Annotated in this window: 16 protein-coding genes; 7 read left to right on the top strand and 9 right to left on the bottom strand. The window is 68.4% G+C overall.

The features are described 5' to 3' along the window. The first annotated feature begins 125 nt into the window (after window positions 1-125). From uxaC to GGC47_RS17300, 3 genes are all read left to right on the top strand, one after another. Window positions 126-1,529, top strand: a complete 1,404-nt coding sequence (gene uxaC, locus GGC47_RS17310; protein WP_133565472.1) for a glucuronate isomerase — start codon at window positions 126-128, stop codon at window positions 1,527-1,529. After that, entirely contained in the window at window positions 1,526-2,995 is a 1,470-nt protein-coding gene (locus GGC47_RS17305; protein ID WP_142023081.1) for a mannitol dehydrogenase family protein, read from the top strand. Before uxaC ends, GGC47_RS17305 begins: the two co-directional genes overlap by 4 nt. A gap of 157 nt (window positions 2,996-3,152) precedes the next feature. Further along, window positions 3,153-3,983, top strand: coding sequence for a transporter substrate-binding domain-containing protein (locus tag GGC47_RS17300; RefSeq protein ID WP_112764383.1), 831 nt, complete (start codon window positions 3,153-3,155; stop codon window positions 3,981-3,983). Here the strand turns inward: GGC47_RS17300 and GGC47_RS17295 are convergent. The 3 genes from GGC47_RS17295 to GGC47_RS17285 all read right to left on the bottom strand — a co-directional run bounded on the left by GGC47_RS17295 (window position 3,950) and on the right by GGC47_RS17285 (window position 8,788). Next, on the bottom strand, window positions 3,950-5,650 hold the full coding sequence (locus tag GGC47_RS17295) for a bifunctional aspartate transaminase/aspartate 4-decarboxylase (RefSeq protein ID WP_142023080.1): 1,701 nt from the start codon (window positions 5,648-5,650) through the stop codon (window positions 3,950-3,952). The genes GGC47_RS17300 and GGC47_RS17295 overlap by 34 nt on opposite strands. Before the next feature lie 20 nt (window positions 5,651-5,670). Beyond that, window positions 5,671-7,359 carry an aspartate-alanine antiporter gene (gene aspT / locus GGC47_RS17290; protein ID WP_142023079.1) on the bottom strand — a complete coding sequence of 563 codons (1,689 nt, stop codon included), beginning with the start codon at window positions 7,357-7,359 and terminating at the stop codon, window positions 5,671-5,673. Between the two features lie 277 nt (window positions 7,360-7,636). Next, entirely contained in the window at window positions 7,637-8,788 is a 1,152-nt protein-coding gene (locus tag GGC47_RS17285; protein WP_142023078.1) for an amidohydrolase, read from the bottom strand. 319 nt (window positions 8,789-9,107) lie between these two features. Between GGC47_RS17285 and GGC47_RS17280 the strand changes: the two genes are divergently transcribed. Next, the gene (locus GGC47_RS17280; protein ID WP_370955084.1) at window positions 9,108-10,817 is read left to right on the top strand and encodes a lysine--tRNA ligase; all 1,710 of its coding nucleotides are present in this window, start codon (window positions 9,108-9,110) and stop codon (window positions 10,815-10,817) included. Window positions 10,818-10,820: 3 nt separating this feature from the next. On the opposite strand, the gene GGC47_RS17275 is transcribed toward GGC47_RS17280, so the two are convergent. Further along, window positions 10,821-11,429 (bottom strand): histidine phosphatase family protein, encoded by a 609-nt coding sequence (locus tag GGC47_RS17275; protein ID WP_429068559.1) that lies wholly within the window; start codon window positions 11,427-11,429, stop codon window positions 10,821-10,823. Between the two features lie 139 nt (window positions 11,430-11,568). On the opposite strand from GGC47_RS17275, the gene GGC47_RS17270 reads away from it, so the two are divergent. Beyond that, window positions 11,569-12,249: a nitroreductase gene (locus GGC47_RS17270; protein ID WP_142023075.1), complete on the top strand. Its 681-nt coding sequence runs from the start codon at window positions 11,569-11,571 to the stop codon at window positions 12,247-12,249. 11 nt (window positions 12,250-12,260) lie between these two features. On the opposite strand, the gene GGC47_RS17265 is transcribed toward GGC47_RS17270, so the two are convergent. Beyond that, a complete protein-coding gene (locus tag GGC47_RS17265; protein WP_429068558.1) occupies window positions 12,261-13,322 on the bottom strand; it encodes a DUF808 domain-containing protein in 1,062 nt (353 codons plus the stop codon). Between the two features lie 199 nt (window positions 13,323-13,521). On the opposite strand from GGC47_RS17265, the gene GGC47_RS17260 reads away from it, so the two are divergent. Then, window positions 13,522-14,271, top strand: coding sequence for an enoyl-CoA hydratase-related protein (locus GGC47_RS17260; protein ID WP_112764389.1), 750 nt, complete (start codon window positions 13,522-13,524; stop codon window positions 14,269-14,271). A 10-nt stretch (window positions 14,272-14,281) separates the two neighbouring features. Here the strand turns inward: GGC47_RS17260 and GGC47_RS17255 are convergent, their stop codons facing one another. The 4 genes from GGC47_RS17255 to GGC47_RS17240 form a co-directional block, all read right to left on the bottom strand. Continuing rightward, window positions 14,282-15,784, bottom strand: coding sequence for a tripartite tricarboxylate transporter permease (locus GGC47_RS17255; protein ID WP_038363116.1), 1,503 nt, complete (start codon window positions 15,782-15,784; stop codon window positions 14,282-14,284). 13 nt (window positions 15,785-15,797) lie between these two features. Continuing rightward, the gene (locus GGC47_RS17250; RefSeq protein ID WP_038363114.1) at window positions 15,798-16,289 is read right to left on the bottom strand and encodes a tripartite tricarboxylate transporter TctB family protein; all 492 of its coding nucleotides are present in this window, start codon (window positions 16,287-16,289) and stop codon (window positions 15,798-15,800) included. A 78-nt stretch (window positions 16,290-16,367) separates the two neighbouring features. Beyond that, the gene (locus tag GGC47_RS17245) at window positions 16,368-17,357 is read right to left on the bottom strand and encodes a tripartite tricarboxylate transporter substrate binding protein (RefSeq protein WP_429068557.1); all 990 of its coding nucleotides are present in this window, start codon (window positions 17,355-17,357) and stop codon (window positions 16,368-16,370) included. Window positions 17,358-17,569: 212 nt separating this feature from the next. Then, a complete protein-coding gene (locus GGC47_RS17240; RefSeq protein ID WP_142023073.1) occupies window positions 17,570-19,009 on the bottom strand; it encodes a trypsin-like peptidase domain-containing protein in 1,440 nt (479 codons plus the stop codon). Window positions 19,010-19,306: 297 nt separating this feature from the next. Here GGC47_RS17240 and GGC47_RS17235 point away from each other — a divergent pair, with 297 nt between their 5' ends. Then, window positions 19,307-24,565, top strand: coding sequence for an alpha-2-macroglobulin family protein (locus tag GGC47_RS17235; RefSeq protein ID WP_142023072.1), 5,259 nt, complete (start codon window positions 19,307-19,309; stop codon window positions 24,563-24,565). Window positions 24,566-24,635: the final 70 nt, after the last annotated feature.

The following is a 24,635-nucleotide window of genomic DNA, read 5'->3' as shown; positions in this document are numbered from 1 at the left end:
TTGCAAGCCCAACCCCGCCACTTCGGATGCTTACAAACAAGCGTCTCTGGCGCACTAGTATACCACGCGATTGACCCCTGCTGCGCGCAGTTCTAGAGATCGGCCAAACACTAGGGAGATACCCCATGTTGCTGCACGATGATCGCCTCTTTCCCGCCGATCCGGTGACGCGCGGCATCGCGCGACGGCTCTTCGCAGCGATCCGCGACCTGCCGATCATCTCCCCGCACGGCCATACCGATCCGCGCTGGTACGCCGAGAACAACCCCTTTCCCGATCCGGCGACACTCTTCGTCAAGCCCGACCACTACATCTTCCGCATGCTCTATTCGCAAGGCGTGCAGCTCGAACAGCTCGGCATTCCGCGCAAGGACGGCGCTCCGGTCGAGACCGACCCGCGCAAGATCTGGCAGATCTTCGCAGACCATTGGCATCTCTTCCGGGGCACGCCGACCAGACTCTGGTTCGAGCACGCAGCCTCGACCATTTTCGGCGTCAACGAGCGCCTGACGTCGGAAAATGCCGACCGGATCTACGACAAGATCGCGGCCAAGCTGGAAGAGCCGGAACTGCGTCCGCGCGCTTTGTTCGAGCGCTTCAACATCGAGGCGATCAGCACGACCGAAGGCGCGCTCGACGACCTGAAATGGCATGACATGGTCCGCGACTCCGGCTGGGGCGGCAAGGTCGTCACCGCCTATCGGCCCGACAGCGTCGTCGATCCGGAATTCGAGGGCTTTGCCGAGAACCTCGAAAAGCTCGGCGAACTGACGGGCGAGGATATCGGCTCCTGGACCGGCTATCTCGCCGCCCATCGCCAGCGGCGCGCCTATTTCAAGCAGCGCGGCGCCACCTCCTCCGACCACGGCCACGCCACGGCGCGCACCGCCAACCTCTCCGATGCCGAGGCCGAGAAGCTCTACGCCAAGATCCTGAAGGGCAAGGTCTCGGCCAAGGATGCCGACCTGTTCCGCGGCCAGATGCTGACCGAGATGGCCAAGATGAGCCTGGACGACGGGCTCGTCCTGCAGATCCATCCCGGCTCCTGGCGCAACCACAACGCCGCGCTGTTCGAGCATTTCGGCCGCGACATGGGCTGCGATATCCCGACCGCGACCAACTATGTCGAGGCGCTGAAGCCCCTGCTCGACGCCGTCGGCAACGAGCGCAACCTCACCGTGATCGCCTTCACCCTCGACGAAACCAGCTATTCGCGCGAGCTTGCCCCGCTCGCCGGGCATTACCCGGCGCTGAAGCTCGGACCGGGCTGGTGGTTCCTCGATGCGCCCGAGGCGATGCTGCGCTTCCGCGAGCTCACGACCGAGACGGCCGGCTTCTACAACACCGTCGGCTTCAACGACGACACCCGCGCCTATCTCTCGATCCCCGCCCGCCACGACCTCGCCCGCCGGGTCGATTGCGCCTATCTCGCCAAACTCGTCGCCGAGCACCGGCTGGAGGAGGACGAGGCGGCCGAAGTGGCGCATGACCTCGCCTATCGCCTCGCCAAGGAGGCCTACAAGCTGTGACCCGCCTTTCCAACGCCACTCTCGGCCAGCTCGCGGCGGGCGTCCGCCGCCCGGCCTATGACCGCGCCGCCCTCAGGCCCGGCATCGTCCATCTCGGCCTCGGCGCCTTCGCCCGCGGCCATCTCGCCGAATACACCGAGGACACGCTGGAGAGCCGCTTCGGAGCCTGGGGCATCACCGGCGCCAGCCTCCAGCGCCCCGACCAGCGCGACCGGCTGAAGCCGCAGGACGGGCTCTACACCCTGCTGAAGCTCGCCCCCACGGGGCCGGAGCTGCGCGTCATCGGCTCGGTGCTGGATGTGCTCGTCGCGCCGGAAAGCCCGGCCGCCCTCGTCGCGAAGCTCGCTTCGCCCGACACCCGCATCGTCTCGCTGACCGTCACGGAAAAGGGTTATTGCCACGATCCGGCGACCGGCAAGCTCAAGGCCGATCATCCCGACATCGTCCACGATCTCGAAAACCCGGACGCGCCGCGCTCCGCCATCGGCATCCTGGTCGCCGGCCTGCGCGTGCGCCGGGCGGAAGGCCTTGGCCCCTTCACCGCGCTCTGCTGCGACAACCTGCCCTCGAACGGCCATGTCCTGCGCGGCCTCGTCCGCGACTTCGCCGCGCTCACCGACGACAGGCTCGCCGCCTGGATCGAGGCCAATGGCGCCTTCCCGGCGACGATGGTCGACCGCATTGTGCCGGCGACGACCGAGGCCGACATCGCCGAGGTCGCCAAGCAGACCGGCCTGGACGATGCCGCGCCCGTCATCGGCGAACCCTTCCGGCAATGGGCGATCGAGGACGTTTTCGCCGCCGGCCGCCCAGACTGGCATGAAGTCGGCGCCCAGATGGTGACGGAGGTCGCGCCCTTCGAGTTCATGAAGCTCAGGATGCTGAACGGCGCGCATTCCTCGCTCGCCTATCTCGGCTATCTCGCCGGCCATGAGACGGTGGCCGAGGCCAGCGGCGATCCCGTCCTCGCCCGCTTCCTGCAGGGGCTCTGGAGCGAGATCATCCCGACCGTGCCGGCACCGCAGGGCGTCGTACTGGCGGATTACGCGAAGGCCCTGCTTACCCGCTTCCAGAACCCGGCGATCCGCCACCGCACCTGGCAGATCGCCATGGACGGCTCGCAGAAGCTGCCGCAGCGCCTGCTCGGCACCATCCGCGAGCGGCTGAAGGCGGGCGCCGGAATCGACCACCTCGCTTTGGGTGTCGCCGCCTGGATGCGCTACGTCACCGGCATGGACGAGAAGGGCGGCGCCATCGACGTTCGCGACCCGCTAGCGGCGGAGTTCAAGCGCCGGGCCGATGTCGCGGGCCGCAACGCCGAGGCGTTGAGCGCGAGCCTGCTCGGCATCGAGGCGATCTTCGGCAGCGACCTGCCGGGCGAGCAACGGTTTACAAAACCGGTGACCGCCCATCTCGCTGCGCTCTTCGACAAGGGCGCGAAGGCGACGGCGGCGAGCCTGGGTTGAGCCTCACCGTCATTCTCGGGCGAGGCGCAGCTTCGACCCGAGAATCTCGTAACGAGAAGACTCCCGCACCAACATCCGGCAAGAGATGCTCGGGTCAGGCCCGAGCATGACGGCGGGCCCTTGATCCCCGCCGCCATCCGGCGCCAGATGCGCGGCAATGCTTCGCGCGCTCGCCGCCTTTGCCTTCGCACTCCTCGCCGCCGCGACTGCCGCGGCGCAGGACCAGCCGCGCATCGCCATCCCCAATTTCTGGGATCCGCGCATCAGGCTCGACCGGCCCGAGCCCGGCCCGCCGCGCGTCGTGCGCTTCCTGACCGATGACGACTATCCGCCCTTCCATTTCGCCGGGCCGGACGGGGCGCTGACCGGCTTCTCGGTGGAGCTCGCCCGCGCCGTCTGCGACAAGCTCGGCTGGACCTGCACCATCCAGCCGCGCCGCTTCGACACCTTGCTGGACTCGCTGGGCGAGGGCCGTGGCGACGTGCTGGCGGCGGCGATGAACCTGACACCCGCGATCCGCGAGCGCTTCGCCGCGAGCCATCTCTATTTCCGCGCGCCGGCCCGCTTCGTCACGACGCGCGGCAATGTCCGGGCCGAGCTCGACGGCGAAAGCCTGCAGGGACGGCGCGTCGCCGTCGTCTCCGGCACGGCCCACCAGGCCTTTCTCGAAAGGCTGATGCCCTTCGTCCAGCGCCGCGAGACCAGCGGCCTGAACGCCGCCGTCGCGGCGTTGCGCAGCGGCGACGCCGAATATGTCTTCGGTGACGGCCCGGCGCTGGCGCTGCTGATTTCCGCCAGCGGCGGCGAGCTTGCCTTCTCGGGCGGGCCCTATCTCGAGAGCCGCTATTTCGGCGAGGGCGTGGCCTTCCTGCTGCGCAAGGACGACCCGGCCCTGCAACGCGCCATCGACTACGCGCTCCAGAGCCTCTGGGACGACGGGACCTACAGCCGCCTCTATTTGCGCTTCTTCCCGGTCAGCCCCTTCTGACCGCCCTTGCCCTTGGCGGAGACCTTGTCGGCAGCGGCGGCGTCTTTCGCCTTGGCCTTGCCCCTGCCGGACCGCTTGCCGCCGCCCTTCTCGTAGAGCGCGTGGAACTCCTCGGCCATGCCGCGCAAGGACCGCCCGATATTGGCGTATTCGAACTCGTTGAGATTGGCGAGCGAGGCGCGACCGGCCGGCTGCTGGGTGCCGAAGCCGCGGCCGGGCAGCAGCACGATGCCGGTCTCGTCGGCGATGCGGAACAGCAGCTCGTCGGGATTGACGTTGTCTTTCACCCAGGCTGCGAAATCGTCGCCGTAGAGGTCGCGCGCGATCACCTCGAGATCGAGCAGCGTGTAGTAGTCGACCGCGTTGGGATCGCTCTCCTGCGCGACGCCGAGCTCGCGATAGAGCGCCGCCTCGCGCCGGCGGATCAACTTCTTCAGCTCCGCCTTGTAGCCATCGGCCTCGTCCATCAGGGCGAAGAGCGAGAACAGCACCATCTGCACCTGCTGCGGCGTCGAGAGGCCGGCGGTGTGGTTCAGCGCGACGGTACGGCTGTCGGCGACGAGCCGGTCGATGAAGCTGAGCGAGCGCACATCCGGCAGGAGCGAGCCATAGCGTCGGTCGAGCGCGGCCTTGGCCGCCTCCGGCAGGGCGGCCAAAGCCTTGTCGAAGATCGAGTTCCGATGCGTCGCGACCACGCCGAGACGCCAGCCCGTCGCGCCGAAATATTTCGAGAAGGAATAGACCAGCATCGTGTTCTGCGGGCAGAGCGCGAAGAGCGAGCGGAAATCGTCGGCGAAGGTGCCGTAGACGTCGTCGGTCAGGATGAACAGGTCCGGCCTGTGCTCGCGCACGATCGCGGCGACCTTCTCCAGGCTGCGATCATCCATCTTCACCGAGGGCGGGTTGCTCGGATTGATGCAGAAGAAGATCTTGATCGCCGGGTCCTTGAGCTTCTCCAGCTCGGAATCCGGATATTGCCACTCCTTCTTCGGATCGGCGTTGATCGCGACCTCGACCAGCCCGTATTCGTCAAGCTCGGGGATCTCGATATAGGGCGTAAAGACCGGCATGCCGATCGCGACCTTGTCGCCCTTCTTGACCAGGCCGTTCTGCTTCAGCGTGTTGAAGATATAGGTCATGGCGGCGGTGCCGCCCTCGACCGCGAAGAGATCGACATTGCCCGGCGGGATGAAGCCGCCGACCATCTCCTTGACGATGTAGTGCTTGACGATCTCCTCGCTGACCCGGAGCATCCGTGGCGGCACCGGGTAATTGCAGCCCAGGATGCCTTCGACCATCTCGTGCAGGAAGGCCGCGGCCGAGAGGCCGAGCTGGTCGCGCACATAGCTCAGCGCCCGGCCGAGGAAGACGACGCCGGGCTGGTCGCGGTTCTCGGCGATGAAGCGCTCGAAGCGCCCCTCGATCCCGGCGATCTGCGGCAGGCCGCCGACATTGTTCGGCATGTAGGAGAAGGACAGTTCGGATTCGTTCGCCGCGAACAGGCCGAGCCGGAAGAAGGCCCGGCGCGGCAAGGTCGCGAGGAAATTGGGATTGCCGCGGCCGGCATTGAGCATCAGCCGGTTCTCCCGGCCCGAAGCCAGCTTGATCAATTCGTCCTTGAGCTCGAACGGGCTGAGCTTGGCATACTGGCTGTAATCGGCGGCCATCTTGCGTCTCCTCGTTGCGTTCAGGCGAAGGCCACGACAAGCGGGCCGAGCAGGGTCAGGAAGACATTCGCGAGCGCATAGGTGATCGCGAAGGGCGTGGTCGGGATGGAATTGCCGGCCTTGTCGAGCACCTCGCCGAAGGCGGGATTGGCGCTGCGCGAGCCCGAGAGCGCGCCGGCGAAGATCGCCGTATTGTCGTAGCGCAGGATGTAGCGGCCCACGAGCATGGTGATGATCATCGGCAGGATGGTCACGACCACGCCGATCAGGAAGATCGACAGCCCCTGCTGGATGATGGTGCTGACCGCCTGCTGGCCGGATTGCAGGCCGACCACCGCGACGAAGCCGGCGAGGCCGAGATCGCGCAGCAGGGTCGATGCCGCCGTCGGCATGTTGCCGATGGCGAGGTTGCGGCTGCGATACCAGCCGAACAGCAGGCCGGAGAGCAGCGCGCCGCCGCCGCTGCCAAGCGTCAGCGGAATCGAGCCGATGCGCACGACGATGAGGCCGATGAGCAGGCCGACCACCAGCCCGAGCCCATGGAAGACGAAATCGGTCTTGTCGCTGGCGACGATCACCGTGCCGACGACCTTGGCGACGCGCTGCACGTCTTCCGCCGTGCCGTAGAGTTGCACGACATCGCCCGGCTCGATCACCGTGTCGGGCTTCAGCGGCAACGGCTTGCCGGCGCGCTGCAACCCGGTGACATAGATGCCGTGGCGCAGATTGCCCGCAGTAGCGTCCCTGATCTGCTGGACGCTCTTGCCGATGAAGTCGCGATTGGCGATGGCGACGTCCCGGACCTGCACGACCAGATCCATGCCTTCCGAGGATTGCAGCTCCGGGCCGATCTGCGCGGCGACGCCGACGACGCCCGCACGCCGCCCGACGACGAGGATGATGTCGCCGGCAGCAAGCTTCAGCGAGGGCTCGACGCCGACCACGGCCCCGCCGCGCTTGATCCGCTCGATGCTGATTGCATCGCCCTGCGCCAGCGCCTCGACCTCCGCGACGGTTCGCCCGGCGACCTTCTCGACTTTGTAGAGCCGCCCGACCAGATCGGGCGCCGCCGGCTGCTCGCCCGGCCCGTAGACGCGGATGCCGGCAAGCAGCGCGGCTTCCGCCTTGATCGCATCGTCGCGGATGCTGCGCCCCATCAGCCAGGGCAGGATGTTGACGCAGACGATGATCGCGCCGAAGGAGCCGAAGATATAGGTCACGGCATAGCCGACGGCGACATTGCCCTGCAGGCGCTGCACCTCGTCGGCCGCGAGCCCGAGCTTGCCGATCGCGGCGCTCGCCGTGCCGATGATCGCCGACTGCGTCAGCCCGCCGGCCGCGATGCCGGCCGCCAGGCCCTTGTCGAGCCCGAACATCCGCGCCAGCACCACCACGGTCGCAAGCCCGCTGACCGCCAGCACCGCCGCCATCACGATCTCGCGGATCGACTGGCGCCCGAGCGAACGGAAGAATTGCGGCCCGCTCTCGAAACCCACCGCGTAAATGAACAGCGCGAACAGCACCGATTTGATGCCGTTGTCGATGGTGACGCCGACCTGGCTGACCACCACCGCGGCGAGCAGCGAGCCGGCGACGCCGCCGAGCTGGAACTTCCCGAACTGGAACTTGCCGACCCAGTAGCCGACCGCCAGTGACAGGAAGAGTGCGATTTCAGGAGACTGGTGAAAGATCGAAGACAGCCAGGACATCTTTCCCCCCGCCCAAACAATCGTATCGAGATCAACGATTGTACAAAAACGGAAAAGACTCAAGCTGTGGTTGTATATTTTGAATTCGATCGGATTCTAGCGATCATTATAATAAAGACATCGGCATGAAGAGAGAAAAGACCTGCTTATGCCGGGAACGCGCAGAGCGAAACCCAGCTTGCCGATTCTGTCCCTGACAACCTGCTTCGGTTCCTCCGGTTCGGAAGGCGAGGCGCCGGCGCCTCGCCTTCGAAGACTTTGCCTGCCTTGGCGAAGCTCAGGGCGCGTTGCTGGCCAGCGCCTGCTTCGCCACGGCCGCGAGCCAGCCGGACGCTGCCGGCAGGATCGCGTCGTTGAAGTCGTAGCGGTCATTGTGCAGGTCGCCGCCATTCACGGCCGGGCCATTGCCCATCCAGATGTAGCAGCCGGGGCGCCGTTCCAGGAAATAGGCGAAATCCTCGCCGGTGGTGCTGGCCTTCAGGTCGCGCCGGACGGCGAGCCCCGCGGCCTCGCCAGCGGCGACGGCCATCTCCTCCTCGGGAGCCGTGTTGATCGTGGCGCTGCCATGCGTCGCCTCGACCGCGGCCGTCATCTCGAAGGTCGCGGCGATGTTCTCAGCGATGCCCTTGAGCCGCGCCAGCAGGCGGTTCCTGACCGCCGGCACGAAGGTGCGGAAAGTGCCCTCGATGAACACGCTGGTCGGGATCTGGTTGGAGGCGAGCCCGCCATGCACCTGCCCGATCGAGACCACGGCGGACTCCATCGGATCGACATTGCGCGACACGATCGTCTGCAGCGCGACGATGAGATGGCCCATCGCGACGATCGGGTCATGCGTCTGCTCGGGGAGCGCCGCATGACCCGCCTTGCCGGTCAGCGTGATCTTGAAGCGTCCGGGCTCCGACATCACCGGCCCGCGATGCACCGCGACGGTGCCGGCTTCCAGCCCCGGCCAGTTATGCAGCGCGAAGACGCGCTCCATCGGGAAGCGCTCGAGCACGCCATCGGCGAGCATCGCCTGGGCGCCGCCCGCCCCCTCCTCCGCCGGCTGGAAGACGAACTGCACCGTGCCGCTCCAGCCCTCGTCGCCCTTGAGCAGCGCCGCCGCCCCCAGCAGGGCCGTCGTGTGACCGTCATGACCGCAGGCATGCATCACGTTGGGCGTGCCGGATTTGTAGGGCAAGTCGCTGGCCTCCTGGATCGGCAGCGCGTCCATGTCGGCGCGCAGGCCGACGCTGCGCTCGGAGGCGCCGCGCTTCAGCGTCGCCACCACGCCATGGCCGCCGATGCCGGCGGTGAAGGGCACGCCGAGCTCGGTGAGCTTCTCCTGCACGAAGGCGCTCGTCGCCTTCTCGTGACGGCCAAGCTCCGGATGGGCGTGGAGATGGCGTCGCCAGGCGGTCAGCTTGTCGAGCAGGTCGCGGTCCAAGGCGGGGTTCCTTTCGAAGGATGGCCGAGTTTGAGAGGGCGCAAGACTATCCCTCGCCGCTCATTGAACAACCACGGAAAGGGAATACGGTCATTCCGGACAAGCGGCTTTGCCGCGCCGATCCGGAATCCATCGCAGAGCGCAGCACCCGATGATGGATTCCGGGTCTCCGCTTCGCTTCGCCCGGAATGACGTTGGAATTGGCCGAGGGCCGGCCAAGCATTGACGCCGCCCTTCGCAATCTGCGAAAGCCCGCAAACAAAAATTTGCGGATTGCGAATTTTTGGCCATGCCAGACACGGAGAGGACACCAGCCCCCATGCCCGCCTTCGACGCAGCCCTTGTTGACGCCGCCCAGCGTTCGGCCGCCTGGCCGTTCGAGGAGGCGCGCAAACTGGTGGCCCGCATCGAGAAATCGGGCAAGAAAGCGGTGATCTTCGAGACCGGCTACGGCCCCTCGGGCCTGCCGCATATCGGCACCTTCGGCGAGGTCGCGCGCACCTCGATGGTCCGTCATGCCTTCCGGGTGCTCACCGGCAACACGATTCCGACCCGCCTCATCGCTTTCTCAGACGATCTGGACGGGCTGCGCAAGGTGCCGGACAACGTGCCGAACAAGGAGCTGCTCGCCAACAATCTCGGCAAGCCGCTGACCGAGGTGCCGGACCCGTTCGGCACGCATGACTCGTTCGGCCGCCACAACAATGCGCGGCTGCGCGCCTTCCTCGACGGCTTCGGCTTCGACTACGAGTTCAAGTCCTCGACCGACTCCTACCGCGCCGGCGAGTTCGATGCGACGCTGCTCAAGATGCTCGCCCGCTACGATGCGGTGATGAAGATCATGCTGCCGACTTTGCGCGAGGAGCGGGCCGCGACCTATTCGCCCTTCCTGCCGATCCACCCGAAGACGCGCGTCGTCATGCAGGTGCCGATCGACGAGGTCGATGTCGAGGCCGGCACCATCGCCTGGACCGATCCGCAGACCCAAGAGCGCTTCGTCACCCCGGTCACTGGTGGCAACGTCAAGCTGCAATGGAAGCCGGATTGGGCGATGCGCTGGGTCGCGCTCGGCGTCGACTATGAGATGGCCGGGAAGGATTTGATCGACTCGGTCAAGGTCTCCTCGCAGATCGCCCGCGCGCTCGACGGCACGCCGCCGGAAGGCTTCAACTACGAGCTCTTCCTCGACGATCTCGGCCAGAAGATCTCGAAGTCGAAGGGCAACGGCCTGACCATCGAGGACTGGCTGACCTATGGCCCGCCGGAAAGCCTGGCGCTCTACATGTTCCAGCGCCCGCGCGAGGCCAAGAAGCTGCATTTCGACGTCATCCCGCGCGCCATCGACGAGTATCTGCAGTTCCTCAACGGCTATGAGCGGCAGGACTGGAAGAACCGGCTCGGCAACCCGGTCTGGCACATCCATGCCGGCAACCCGCCGGCGCCGGAGGTCATCGCCTCGGGCGAAGGCGACAACGCGGTCCGGACGCAGGTCACCTTCGGCCTGCTGATGAACCTCGTCGCCGTCGCGAATTCCGAGGACAAGGGCGTGCTCTGGGGCTTCCTCCAGCGCTATGCGCCGGGCATGTCGCCGCAGACCCATCCGCGCCTCGACGCGCTGGTCGGCTACGCGATCGCCTATTTCCGCGATTTCGTGAAGCCGGCGAAGAGCTACCGCCCGGCCGACGAGGTCGAGCGCGACGCCTTCACCAAGCTCGACGCGGCGCTGGCCGCCCTACCCGCCGACCCGACACCGGAGATGGTGCAGGACACCGCGCTGGACGTCGCCCGGGCCATCCCGCGCTACCAGAACCTCACCGCCAAGAACGCGACGCCGGAGCGGCCGGGCGTCTCGGGCGATTGGTGGAAGGCGATCTACCAGGTGATGTTCGGCGAGGATCAGGGCCCGCGCTTCGGCTCCTTCGCCGCGATCTACGGCCTGCCCAACACCCGGGCGCTGATCGCCAAGGCGCTCAGCGGTGATCTCCTGAAAGAGCACGCCGCCTTCCTGGAGACGCGCAAGGGTGGCTGACCCTCAGGGCGGGCAGTTCCGGGACTGCCCGTCCAGCCCCTGCCGGCGCTGCTCGAAGCTTGCGCTCGCCGTCTCGCCATCGTGCGCGATGCGGACGACATAGATGCCGTCGAAATCGCTGCCATGCCAGCGCGGCACCGCATCGGCATCCCCGCCATGCTCGGTCATGAGCCGCCGGGCGAGATCGACGAGGCGCTTGTGCTCCCAGGCGACGACCACGGTCGCGCCGCGATAGTCGGGCGCATCGAGCGCCTGCGCCAGCCGCCCGGTCTGCTTGTAGCCATAGGACGTCTGGATGGGCAGGCCGAGCTGCCGCGACAGCGGCTCGAGCGTCTGGAGCGGACGCCGATAGGGATATTTGACGCCGTCATCCTTCTTGAGATGGCCGGGATCGGGCGCGAACAGCGCATCGGGCTTGTCGAAAGCGCCCAGGATCACGCCGGGCAAGGCCTGCGCCCGGTTGAGGCCCTGGCAATCGAGCCGGCCGAAGCCGCCGGACGGCTTCTCGCCATGCCGGACGAGCACGATCGTCTCGACCGAGCGCGCGGCGGCGGGTGACCCCAGGGCCGCCGCCGCCAGCAACGCGACCACCAACCTTGCTGCGGCCATCATGCTCGTTCCTCCCTGCGGGCCGGCCGATGCCGCCCGCCTCATCCGCCTATAGGATAACCACGCAGACCCGCGCCGCGACCGATTCGAGACTTCGCCGCAGGCTGCCGAACGAACAGGACCGCAGGAGATCGACCTTTCCATGACGCCCGCCGAAGCTGTCGAACGTGCGATCCGCGCGCGCCGCGCCGTCCGGGCCTTCCGGCCCGACCCCGTCGATCCCGCCTTGCTGCGCCGGCTGATCGATCTGGCGGCGCAGGCGCCCTCCGGCACCAATATGCAGCCCTGGAAGCTCCGCGTGATCGGCCCGCAGGCGCGGGCGCGGCTCGAAACCGCCCTGCTCGCCGCGCTCGAGGCCGGCGAGCGGCCCGGCACCGAGGAATACCGCTATTATCCCGAGCGCTTCCGCGAGCCCTATCTCTCGCGCCGCCGCAAGGTCGGCTGGGATCTCTACGGCCTGCTCGGCGTGGTGAAGGGCGACATCGAGGGCATGAAGCGCCAGACGGCGGCGAATCTGCGCTTCTTCGACGCGCCGGTCGCGCTGATGGTCACGATCGATCGCGATCTGGAGATCGGCTCCTGGCTCGATCTCGGCATGTTCGTGCAGAATCTGCTGATCGCCGCGCAGGGGCACGGCCTCGATTCCTGCCCGCAGGCGATCTTCGCCCAGTTCCACCCGGTCGTGCGGCGCGAGCTCGCTATCCCTGAGGACGAGGTCGTGGTCTGCGGCATTGCCATCGGCAAGGCCGACCCCGACGCCCCGGCCAACCGCCTGGTGCCCGAGCGCGAGCCGGTCGAGAACTTCACCACCTGGCTGGATTGAACGGGGAAAGCCTAGCCGCCGAGCGACGCCTTGCGCTCGTCCTTGCGGAACAGCTTGAAGATCGGGCTCACCACCCAATGCATCGCGACGATGGCGATGCCGCCGACGACGAGGCCGAAGGCCGCCGCGAGCACCGCGCCCGCCAGCCATTCGCCCGCCCCGCTCAACCCGGCCGGAAGGGCTTTCCCGGTCGCGACCGAGAGATCGTGGATGGAGTGGCCGAGCGCGCCGAGCCCGTAGCCTTCCAGCCCGTGGATGATGATGCCGCCGCCGACCCAGAGCATCGCCGCCGTGCCGACCGCGCCGAGCAGGCCGAGGAAATGGGGCATGCCGACGACGAGGCCGCGGCCGAGCGGCCGCGTCAGCCGGCGCAAAGCGCGATCGGGCCAGCTCGCCTCGCCCGGTTCCAGCCGCCTCAGCCCCAGCAAGCTGGTAGCCGGACGCTCATTGCCGGCAAGCGCCACGCCGACATCGTCTGCCTTCACGATCAGGGCGACGACGCCATAGACGGCGGCGGTGATGCCGATGCCGACGATGGCGAGAACGGCCGCCTTCATCCAGAAGGACTGGTCCGACACACCCGCGAGCGTGATCGCCATGATCTCGGCCGAGAGGATGAAATCGGTCTTGATCGCGCCCGCGATCTTCCGCCGTTCGAGGGCCGTGGGATCGCCGGCCGCCGCCTCCCCCGCCTTCGCGCTATCCTGCGATCCATGTGGCAGCACCAGCTCCAGCAGCTTCTCCGCCCCCTCGAAGCAGAGGAAGACGCCGCCGGCCATCAGCAGCGGCGTGATCGCCCAGGGCGCGACCACGGCCAGGATGAGCGCGCCGGGCAAAAGGAAGAGAAGCTTGTTGCGCAGCGAGCCCAGCGCGATGCGCCAGATGATCGGCAATTCGCGCGAGGCCGCGAAACCGACGGCATAGCGCGGCGCCACCGCCGCATCGTCGATGACGACGCCCGCCGCCTTGGCCCCCGCCTTGCCCGCCTGCGCCACGATGTCGTCGACGGACGACGCCGCGACCTTGGCGATGCCGGCGACATCGTCGAGCAATGCGAACAGACCGGATGCCAAGCGTCTCTCCCCTATCGGCGTGTCCGGCAGGATAGGAGCTTGTGCGCCGCGCGCAATCGCGCAGGCTCCGCTTCCCGCCTGACGACGGCACCGGTGCGAAGGGCGGGCGATCCGTGACGAAAGGCGAAGCCCGCCTCGCTTGACCCGCCGGGAAACCGCATGCCATCCCGGCAGGACATTCCCCAGAAGGCGGACCGAGATGAGCGAAAGCGTGTTGAGCGAGATCGTCGCGGCGGGCGTCGTGCAGATCACCATGAACCGGCCCGACCGGAAGAACGCGCTCGACCGCGCCAGCTATGCCGGGCTGATCGCGGCCATCGCCGCGGCCGAGGCGGATGACGCGGTCCGCGCCATCCTGCTGACCGGCGCCGGCGGCTGCTTCACCAGCGGCAACGACATCAAGGATTTCGCCATGGCCGCCGCGGCCGGCGAAGGCCCGCGCGTCGCCATCGACTTCCTCGACGCGATCTCGACGGCGAAGAAGCCCATCGTCGCCGCCGTCGAGGGTTTTGCTGTCGGCATCGGCACGACGATGCTGCTGCATTGCGATCTCGCCTTCGCAGGCAGCGGCGCGAGCTTCCGCCTGCCCTTCGTCGCGCTCGGCCTCTCGCCCGAGGGCGGCTCCAGCTATCTCCTGCCGCTGGTCGCGGGCTCGAAGAAGGCGGCGGAGCTGCTGATGCTGGGCGAGGCCTTCGACGCCGCGACCGCCGCCGGGGCCGGGCTCGTCAATGCCGTGGTACCGGAGGGCACGGCGCTGGAGCATGGGCTCGCCAAGGCGAAAGCGCTGGCGGCACTGCCGCCACAATCGGTCGCCCTGACCAAGATGCTGCTGAAGCGCGGCTCTGCTGCTGCGGTGGCCGAAACCATCGCGACGGAGGCGCATCATTTCGGCGAGCGCCTGCGCTCGGCCGAGGCCATGGCGGCGTTCGCGGCGTTCCTGAAGAAATAGCGACGGCCCGTCAGGCCGCCACGGCTCTCCGCCCCCTCAGCCAGTCGCGCGTCCAGGAGAAGACCGGCCAGAGCAGCGCCGCAACCGTCATCGCCGCCAGCACGGACGAGACCGGTCGCTCGAAGAAAGGCAGGATCGAACCGTCCGACTTGATCAGCGAGGTGACGAAGCTCTGCTCCACCATCGTCCCCATGACGATGCCGAGCACCATCGCCGCGACCGGATAGCCGTTCTTCTCCATCACGAAGCCGATGATGCCGAAGAGGGCGACGCACCAGACCGCGAACAGGTTGTTGCCGGCCGTGGCGAAGGCGCCGACCGCGCAGAAGATCATGATCACCGGCATCACCGCCGAGCGCGGCGCGCCGACGACCTTGCTCGCCAGCCGGATCATGACGATGCCGAACGGGATCATGATGATGTTGCCGAGGATGAAGATGATGTAGAGCGCATACATGCTCTCGGCTTGCTGGGTGAACAGCGTCGGCCCGGGGTTCAGCCCCTTCATGTAGAGCACGCCGATGGCGATGGCGGTGATGGTATCGCCGGGAATGCCGAAGAGCAGCGCCGGCACCCAGCCCGAGGCGAGCGAGGCGTTGTTGGAGGCGCCGGCCTCGATCAGCCCTTCGGGATGGCCGGTGCCGAACTTCTCGGGCGTCTTCGAGAAGCGCTTGGCCATCGCATAGCTGACCCAGGCCGCCATGTCGGCGCCGGCGCCCGGCAGCACGCCGATGATGATGCCGACGATATTCCCGCGCGTCTGCTGCTTGGGGTATTCCTTGGTGAGCTTCCACTGCCCCTTGAGAATGGAGCCCAGGCGCCGGTTTTCGATCTTGGGCGGTTCGCGCTCGGTCAGCGCGCGCATCACCTCGGCCAGCGCGAAGACGCCGACCAGCGCCGGGATCGGCTCGATGCCGCCGAGCAGGTCGGTCGAGCCGAAGGTGAAGCGCGGCACGCCGCCGGGATTGTCGATGCCGATGCAGGTGATCAGCAGGCCGAGCAGCATCGCCGCGATCGCCTTGATCGGCGAGGACCGCGCCACCAGCGTCGAACACATCAGGCCGAGCATGGCGAGCCAGAAATTCTCATAGGTCGAGAAGGAGAGCGCGACATCGGCCAGCAGCGGCGCGATCAGCATCAGCGAGAGCGTGCCGGCGATGCCGCCCAGCGCCGAGAACCAGAGGCAGATGCCGAGCGCCGTCTCCGCCTGGCCCTTGCGCGTCATCGCATAGGCCTCGTCGGTATAGGCGGCCGAGGCCGGCGTGCCGGGGATGCGCAGGAGGCAGCCCGGAATGTCGCCGGAGAAGATCGCCATCGCCGATGCCGTGATGATCGTCGCGATCGCGGCGATCGGCGAGAGATAGAAGGTGACCGGCACCAGCAGCGCCGTCGCCATCGTCGCGGACAGGCCGGGCAGCGCGCCGACCGTCAGCCCGTAGAAGGCGGAGGCGACGATCGCGATCATCACGTCGAATTGGAAGACCAGCCCGAAGGCCTTGATGACGGTGTCCATCGTCAGGCCTCGCTCACCAGGGGAAGGGCAGGATGCCGCCGGGCAGCGGCACGCGCAGCAGCTTGAGGAAGATCAGGTTGATGACGAAGGGCGCGATGATCGCGAGGGGCACGGCGAGCTTCGGCCTGGCTCCGAAGGCGAGGCTCGCCACCAGGACCATGATCGCCGACGTCGGCAGGAAGCCCAGCGTCTCCGAGACCAGCGCATAGAAGGCCAGCAGCGCCGGCGGCAGCAAGGCCAGCCAGTTGCGCCAGGCCGGCAGCGGCGCGAGTTGCTCCGGCGCCGTATGACTGGCGAGATCGGCCTCGGCGACCTCCTCGAAGCGATGGCCGATCCCGAGCATGATCAGCCCGCCGCAGAGGACGAGGCCGGCACCGATCACCATCGGGAAGGCGGAAGGGCCGATCTGCTGGCCGGGCACCGGCGGCAGTTGCGAGCCATAGGCGAAGGCGAGGCCGCCCAGAACGGCGACGACACCTCCGGTGACCTTGTCTGAGAGGAGCATGGGCAAAAACGGCTTTCGTGACGGGAAGAGGCCGGTCGCGGCGTTTGCGGCCGCGCCCGGCTGCGCGAGGTCCGAGCGTCAGCCCTTGGCGAGCCCGCCCACCTTCATGAAGGCGCCCATCGCCTTGTCGCTCTCGGCCATGAACGAGCCGAAATTCTCCGCGTCCGCATATTTCATCGAGAGGCCGCGCGAATTCATGAAGTCCTTGTACTCCTGCGAGTCGTAGATCTTCTTCAGCTCGGCCGAGAGCAGCTTGGCGACGTCCGGCGGCAGGTTCTTCGGCCCCCCGATGCCGCGCCAGGAGCCGAGCGGAACCTCGATGTTCAGCGCCTCCTTCAGTGTCGGCACGTCCTTGAACTGCGGGTTGCGCTCCGCCGCCATGATGGCGAGTGCCTTGGCGCGGCCGGCATCGATCATCGCGCGGGCCTCGGGCACCGAGCAGGTCACGAGGTCGAGCCCGCCCGCAGCGAGGTCCTGCATCGCGGGCGCGGCGCCGTTCGAGGGAACCCAGGCGACATGGTCGGGCTTCAGCCCCATCGCCTGCATCCAGCCGACGAGGGCGAGATGCCAGATGCCGCCCTGCCCGGTGCCGGACGCCTTGAACTTGCCGGCCGGCGCGGCCTTGATCGCATCCGCGAGCTGCTTCACGTCCTTGTAGGGCGAATCCGACTTCACCTGCACGCCCGGCGGGTCGTCGTTCATCAGCGCCAGCGGCGTGTAGCTGGCATAGGTCAGTTGCGTCAGCCCCTGGTGATGCATCATCGCGATCTCGGAGGTGATGATGCCGAGCGTGTAGCCGTCCGGCGGCGCCGTCGCGATGGCGGAATGGCCGACCACGCCGGAGCCGCCGGTGCGGTTCACCACGCTGAAGGGCTGGCCGAGGCTCTTTTCCAGCAGCGAGGCGATGATGCGGACGACGGCATCGGTGCCGCCGCCGGCTCCCCAGGGGCATACCAGGGTGACGGGACGGGATGGGAACTTGGCCTGTGCGATGGCAGGCGCGGCGATCAGGCCGGCAGCCCCCGCCGCCGCTCCCTTGAGCACACTGCGTCTGTCGAGGGTGGTCATCTGTCATTCCTCCGCTAAATCGTTTTAGGGGCTGAGCGCTCCTCACCGCTGGCGGGGCGCTCTTGAGATAACCGGGTCATCTGAGCCGATCGCGGAAGCGGTGGCAACTTCGCATTTCGGCGAAGAAAGAGCCTTTTCCGGCGGGTTTCGTCGCGGCGGGCACGGGTGCTCCCCGCGCTGGGGGCTTCGGGAAACCGGCCGGCGGAAAAGCGCTACAACCCGCACACCAGCGGCACGACCGCGCCCGAGACCTTATCGACAACCGCGCCGGTGCTGAGGCTGGCGGCAGCGCCTGAATCGGTCGTCAGCGACAGGCCGGCATTGCCGAGAACCCCCTGGATCGCGGCGGAATCCGCCAGCGCATAGGAACGCTGCGGCGCGATGCCGGCGACGAGCTGCTTGTCGGATGGGTTGGCGGTCACCAGCCCGACGAGCCGGCCCTGACGGTCGAAGGCCGGGCTTCCGGCCTGTCCGGGTTGCAGCGGCGCCAGCACCGCCGCCCCGGTGGTGGCGCGCAGGGCCTGCCCCGGCAGCGCGACCGCGGCGCGCTTGCCGGCATCGTCGCTGAAGGCCACCAACACCAGCGCCGCGCCCGCATCCGGCACCTGCCCCGCCAATGCGGGCGGCCTGGCCGCGCCGGTTCCGTCGAGATCGAGCAGCACGAGGCCGCTGGCATCCTTGGCGCGCGGCTTGGCGGTGCGCGCACCGGCCCGCAGGCTGCGGCAGCCCTCGACCGCCGACGCCGCGCCGAGCGCGACCTTGTCGGAGAGCAGCACCGCGACGCCATAGCGCTCATTGCTGCGCGCCGCCGGCTGCGTCAGCGGCGGCGCCGATGCCGGCGCAGCAGCACTGGCGACAGCAGTCCCGCTTGCAGGCGCCGGCCCGGTCGGGAAGGGCTCGAAGCTCGCGGCGATCGCGATGACGAGCTTGTCGACGGTCGGTGCCAGCGCCTTGTCGTAGCCGATCGAGAAGCCGCGCAGGCCCTGCGGCCCGGCCGCGAGCCGGCGATAGAACCGCCCTGTCGGCGTCTCCCCGGTGACGACGAAGAAATCCGGCCGGAGCAGCTTGTAGGTGATCTTGCGCGGGCTGTTCGGGCTGACAGTGGTGGCCTTCTCGAACAGCGCCGCGAGATCGTCGCCCGGCGGCGAGGCGGTGGTGTCGAGCGTGACCTTGTCGTCGGCGCTCTGCCAGCGGCTGCCGCCGGCGGGCGTCGCATCGCGCTTCGGCAGGAGCTTGCCGGGAATGCCGATGCGCACCCCGGTCTTGTCGTCGGTGATCAGCCGGAAGCCGGCGGCATCGCGTGCCGCCTGCGCCGCCTTGGCCAGTGCCGCGCGGTCGGCCGGGGCGAGGACGCCGTCCGCCGGCCCGCGCCCGCCCTTGAGCGCATTGATCGCGCGGAAGGTCAGCGGACCGAAGGAGCCGCTGACCGCGCCGTTGAACTGGCCCGCCCAGATCAGATCGGTCTGGATCGCCTTGCGCTCGGCCTCGGGCAGCGCCTCGAAGCTCGCCTGCGCCGCCGCCATCTGCGGATTGGGCGCGGCCGGGGCGGGAGCCTGCGCCTGTGCGCCCGACGCCGCCGCCAGCAGCGCCAGACCGAGCAGGGCCGCACCGGCTTGCTTGATTCGCGCTCGGTTTCGATCGTCAGGCAACATGGTCTCGTCCTCGACAGGGGGGCGGAGCGGCTGCATTGAGCGTCAGAACGCCTGGCGCTGCAACCGGGGAAGGGCATCCCAGCGCGTGTCATCCCGGGCGACCGCAGGGAGACCCGGGATGACACGCGTGTTTCCCAATCGAACCGCCTAGCCCGCGCGCAGCGCCGCCGCATCCTTCACGCGCATGACTTGCACGGGCGCGGCGCGGTGATAGCCTGCCGGCCCGTTCAGCACCGTCATCGGTCCGAAGCCTTCGCCAGCCACGCTGAAGCCCTCGGCCGCCGAAGAGGATCGACGATGAACCTGTTGTCCCGCCTCCTGGTCGCGCTCTGCCTGAGCTTCGCGGCCGCCCCGGCTCTCGCCCAGAAGGCCTATATCCGCACCGATCTCGCGGCCGACGGGCAGAGGCTGGAGGAGCGGCTGAAGCGCGAGGTCGCGGCCGGCAACCGCCCGGCGGCCGATCTCGTCCGCGCCGGCGACATCGTGCTCGGGCGCGGCGATGCGCGCGGCGCCCTGCCGCTCGCCAATGCCGCCGTGGTCGCCGATTCCGGCAATGCCGCCGCCTGGCGCCTCATGGCCCGCGCCGCCAGCGGCATCGAGCCGCGCGACTATCGCGAGCGCTGGGAGATGCGCGAGCGCGCCATCACCGCCGCCTATCTCGCCTATAGCCGCGCCAGCAACCGCACCGACGAGGCCTCCTCGCTCGGCGTGCTCGCCCAGACCTTCGAGAAATACGAGCTCTGGCGCCCGGCGCTGACGACCTATCGCCTCAGCCTCGACCTCGCCGCCAATGCCTCGCTGCAGAAGAGCTATGAGGATTTGCGCGAAAAACGCGGCTTCCGCCTGCTCTCGAACCAGGTCGATTCCGACGCCGCCTCCCCGCGCGCCTGCTTCGAATTCTCCGAACCGCTCGCCCGCGGCAATGTCGATTTCGCGCCCTATGTCGCGATCTCCGGCGGCTCCGGCGATTTCGCCGTGAGCGGCGAGGAACGCCAGATCTGCGTCGACGGGCTGCGCCATGGCGAGCGCTACGCCATCGTCATCCGCCAGGGCGTGCCCTCCGCCATCCCCGACGAGACGCTGCTGAAATCGGCCGATTACGAGATCTATGTCCGCGACCGCACGCCCTCCGTCCGCTTCACCGGCAAGAACTACGTCCTGCCCCGCACCGGCCAGCAGGGCATCCCGGTCGTTTCGGTCAATTCCGGCAAGCTCGACCTCGAGGTGATGCGGATCGGCGACCGCAACCTGATCAACTCGGTCCATTCCGACGACTTCCTGAGCCAGCTCGGCTCGTGGCAATCCCGCCAGATCGCCTCCGACAAGGGCCAGAGCGTCTGGACCGGCACGATGGACGTGAAGTCCGAGCTCAACAAGGACGTCGTCACCGCCTTCCCGGTGGTCGAGGCGGTCGGCAGCCTGAAACCCGGCGTCTATGTGATGTTCGCCAAGCCCTCGGGCGGCCCGGCCGCGCCCGCGACCGGCGACGACGGCGATTCCTACGATGACGGCACCACCCGCGTGACGCAGTGGTTCGTCGTCTCCGATCTCGGCCTGACCTCCTTCTCCGGGCCGGACGGCGTGCATGTGCTTGCCCGCTCGCTCGCCGACGCCAAGCCGATCGCCAATGCCGAGCTGCGCCTGATCGCCCGCAACAACGAGGTGCTCGGCACGGCGAAGACCGATTCCAACGGCTATGCCCGCTTCGATGCAGGGCTCGCCAAGGGCGAAGGCGGCAATGCGCCCGGCCTCGTCACCGCCGGGCTGGGTGAGGATTACGGCTTCCTCGACCTGAAGCAGACCGCCTTCGATCTGTCGGATCGCGGCGTGAAGGGCCGCGTCGCGCCGGCCGGGCTCGACGCCTTCCTCTATACCGAGCGCGGCGTCTACCGCTCGGGCGAGACGGTCTATCTCACCTCGCTGCTGCGCGACGCCAAGGGCGCCGCCGTCACCGGCCTGCCGCTCACCATCGTGGTCAAGCGCCCCGACGGCGTCGAGTACCGCCGCCGTCAGGTCGAGGACCAGGGTGCGGGCGGCCGCGCCCATTCGATCCCGCTGATCTCCGGCGCCGCCACCGGCACCTGGCGCGTCCTCGCCTATGCCGATCCGAAGGGACAGGCGATCGGCGAGACCTCCTTCCTCGTCGAGGATTACGTCCCCGAGCGGCTGGAGCTGACGCTCACCCCGAAGGCTCCGGTGCTCCAGGCCGGCGAGCCGGCCGAGGTCAACGTCGCCGCCCGCTATCTCTATGGCGCGCCGGGCTCCGCCCTCGACGTCACCGGCTCGATGACGCTGCGCGCCGCGAGCGCCAGCGCCATCCCCGGCTTCGGGGATTATCAGGTCGGCCTGACCGACGAATCCTTCGATCCCGTCCAGACCGAATTCGAGGAGAGCGCCACCACCGACGCCGCCGGCAAGGCGACGATCTCCAACCCCGTCCAGCAGGCCGAGACCAACCGCCCGCTCGAGGTCGAGATGACCGTGCGCGTCGGCGAGCCCGGCGGGCGCGCCATCGCCCGCTCCGTCACCGTGCCGATCGTGCCCAAGGGCGCGGCCATCGGCGTCCGGCAGACCTTCAAGGACGGCGAGCTCGGCAACAACCAGAGCGCGACCTTCGACGTCATCATGGCGACCGGCGACGGCAAGCGGCTCAGCCGGCCGAACGTGAAATGGGTGCTCTCGAAGGTCCGCCGCAACTACCAGTGGTTCTTCAAGGATGGCCGCTGGAACTATGAGGGCGTCACCACCACGCGGCGCGTCTCGGACGGGCAGGTCACGGTCTCCGCGACCGAGCCGGCGAAGATCGCCGCGCCCGTCGAATGGGGCAATTACCGGCTCGACGTGACCTCCGACGGCGCCGAGGAGGCCGCGACTGCCGTCTCCTTCAGCGTCGGCTATGAAAGCGACAAGACGGCCGATACGCCGGACGTGCTCGACGTCGCCCTGGACAAGGCCTCCTACGCCAATGGCGAGACCGTGCAGGTCCGGCTCTCGCCGCGCTTCGCCGGCAAGGCGACGCTCGCCGTCATCAGCGACAAGCTCGCGGACATCCGCACCATCGACATCACCGAGGGCGGCACCACCGCCAATATCCCGGTGAAGTCGGAATGGGGCGCGAGCGCCTATCTCGTCGTGCTCGCCCATCGCCCGATGGATACCGCCGCCAAGCGCCTGCCCGGCCGCGCGATCGGTCTGGCATGGTTCCAGATCGGCAAGGACGAGCGCACGCTGGCGGTCGATCTCGGCGCGCCCAAGCTGGTGCGCCCGCTCTCGACGCTCTCGCTGCCGGTCAAGCTCTCCGGGCTGAAAGCCGGCGAGGACGCCTTCGTCACGGTCGCTGCCGTCGATGTCGGCATCCTCAACCTCACCCGCTATGAGAGCCCCGATCCGAGCAAGTATTTCTTCGGCCAGCGCCAGCTCGGCCATGATCTGCGCGATCTCTACGGCTATCTGATCGACGGCATGCAGGGCGTGCGCGGCACCATCCGCACCGGCGGCGACGCCGCGCCCAAGATGGACGGCGAGAAGCCGACGCAGGAGCCGCTCGCCCGCTATTCCGGCGTGGTCAAGGTCGGGGCCGACGGCACGGCGAAGATCGATTTTGACCTGCCGGCCTTCAACGGCACGGTGCGCGTCATGGGCGTCGCCTGGTCGGCCGGGCGCACCGGCCAGGCCAGCGCCGACGTGATCGTGCGCGACCAGGTCGTGGCGCAGGCGACGCTGCCGCGCTTCCTCGCCATCGGCGACCAGTCCCGCTTCCATCTCCAGATCGACAATGTCGAGGGTCCCGCCGGCGCCTACACCGTCGATCTCGACGTGAAGGGCCCGGTCCTCGTCGCCGCCGATGCGACCCATCGCACGGTCCAGCTCGCGGCCGGCGCCAAGACGCAGATGACGATCCCCGTCACCGCAGCCGGCCTCGGCCGCGCCGAATTCGACGTGCGCGTCTCCGGGCCGAACGGCATCGGCACGGTGCAGAACCTCGCGGTCAAGGTACAGCCCTCGGCCGCAACGCTGGCGCGCCGCATCGTCCGGCCGATCCCCGGCAATGGCGGGGCGATCACCGTCTCCTCCGACCTGCTGGCCGATCTCGTGCCGGGCTCGGGGCAGGTCTCGGTCTCGGTCTCGCCCTTCGGCTCGCTCGACGTGCCCGCCTTGCTCAAGGCGCTTGACCGCTACCCCTATGGCTGCACCGAGCAGACCGTCTCGCGGGCGCTGCCGCTGCTGGCGGTCAACCAGCTCGCCTCGATGGAGAACCTCGCGCTCGACGACAATGCCGATGAGCGCGTGCAGAAGGCAATCGAGCGCGTGCTCGCTCGGCAGGGCGGCAACGGCTCCTTCGGCCTGTGGGGCGTCGGCGGCGAGGATTTGTGGCTCGACGCCTTCGTCGCGGACTTCCTGACGCGGGCCCGCGAGCGCAAGTTCGACGTGCCGCAGACCGCCTTCAACATGGCGCTGGACCGCCTGCGCAACCAGGTCGTCAACACCGGCGACATCAACAAGGAGGAGGCCGCCGGCATCGCCTATGCGCTCTATGTGCTCGCCCGCAACGGCCGGCCGGTGATGGGCGATCTGCGCTATCTCGCCGACAACAAGCTCGGCGATTTCGCAACCCCGCTCGCCCGCGCCCAGATCGGCGCGGCGCTCTCGGCGCTCGGCGACCGGGCGCGGGGCCGCACCGCCTTCGGCAGCGCGCTCGGCCTGCTCCAGCAGGCAAGTGATGACGGGTTCTCGCGCCCTGATTACGGCTCGCGCCTGCGCGACGGTGCCGGCGTGCTCGCGCTGATCGCCGAGTCCAATGGCGAGCGTGCCGATATCGGTCGCGCCGTCTCCCTCCTCGACGCCACCCGCAACAGCGCCCGCTACAGCTACACCTCGACGCAGGAGCAGATGTGGATGGTGCTGGCGGCGCAGGCCATGTCCAAGGAGGCCGAGGGCATGACGCTGACCGTCGACGGCGCGGCCCGCAAGGGCGCCTTCTACCGCACCGTCTCGGCCGAGGCGCTGGACGCCAAGCCGCTGACCATCGCCAATCCGGGCAGCGCCAATGCCCAGGCGGTGATCACCGTCGCGGGCATCCCGACCACGCCGGAGCCGGCGCTGAACCAGGGTTTCGGCCTCGAGCGCGTGATCTACACGATGAAGGGCGAGCGGGCCGACCCCGCCCGCCTGCGCCAGAACGAGCGCTATGTCGTGGCGCTCAACGTGACCGAGGGCGCGCCGCGCTTCGGCCGCTTGCTGCTGGTCGATCCGGTGCCGGCCGGGCTGGAGATCGAGAACGCCAACCTGACCGAGGGCGCCTCGACCGCCGGGCTCGACTGGCTGAAGCAGGAGGTCTCGCCGGTGCATACCGAAGCGCGCGACGACCGCTTCGTCGCGGCCTTCGAGCGCTCCGGCGGAAAGAGCGACAAGCTCGCCTACACCGTCGCCTATATCGCCCGGGCCGTCTCGCCCGGCCGCTATGTCGCGCCGGCCGCCGTGATCGAGGACATGTACCGGCCGGATCGCTTCGGCCGCACGGGCTTCGGCGCGGTGGAGATCAGTTCGGCGCGGTGATGGCCGTGAATGACCCGACCAGTCCGTCATTCTCGGGCGAAGCGAAGCGCAGACCCGAGAATCTCGATCA

This window comes from Allobosea sp. OAE752 (assembly GCF_050433265.1).
Classification (GTDB): Bacteria; Pseudomonadota; Alphaproteobacteria; order Rhizobiales; family Beijerinckiaceae; genus Allobosea; species Allobosea spartocytisi.
Note: the sequence above shows the minus strand (reverse complement) of the source record. Positions and strands in the feature narration are given on the sequence as shown.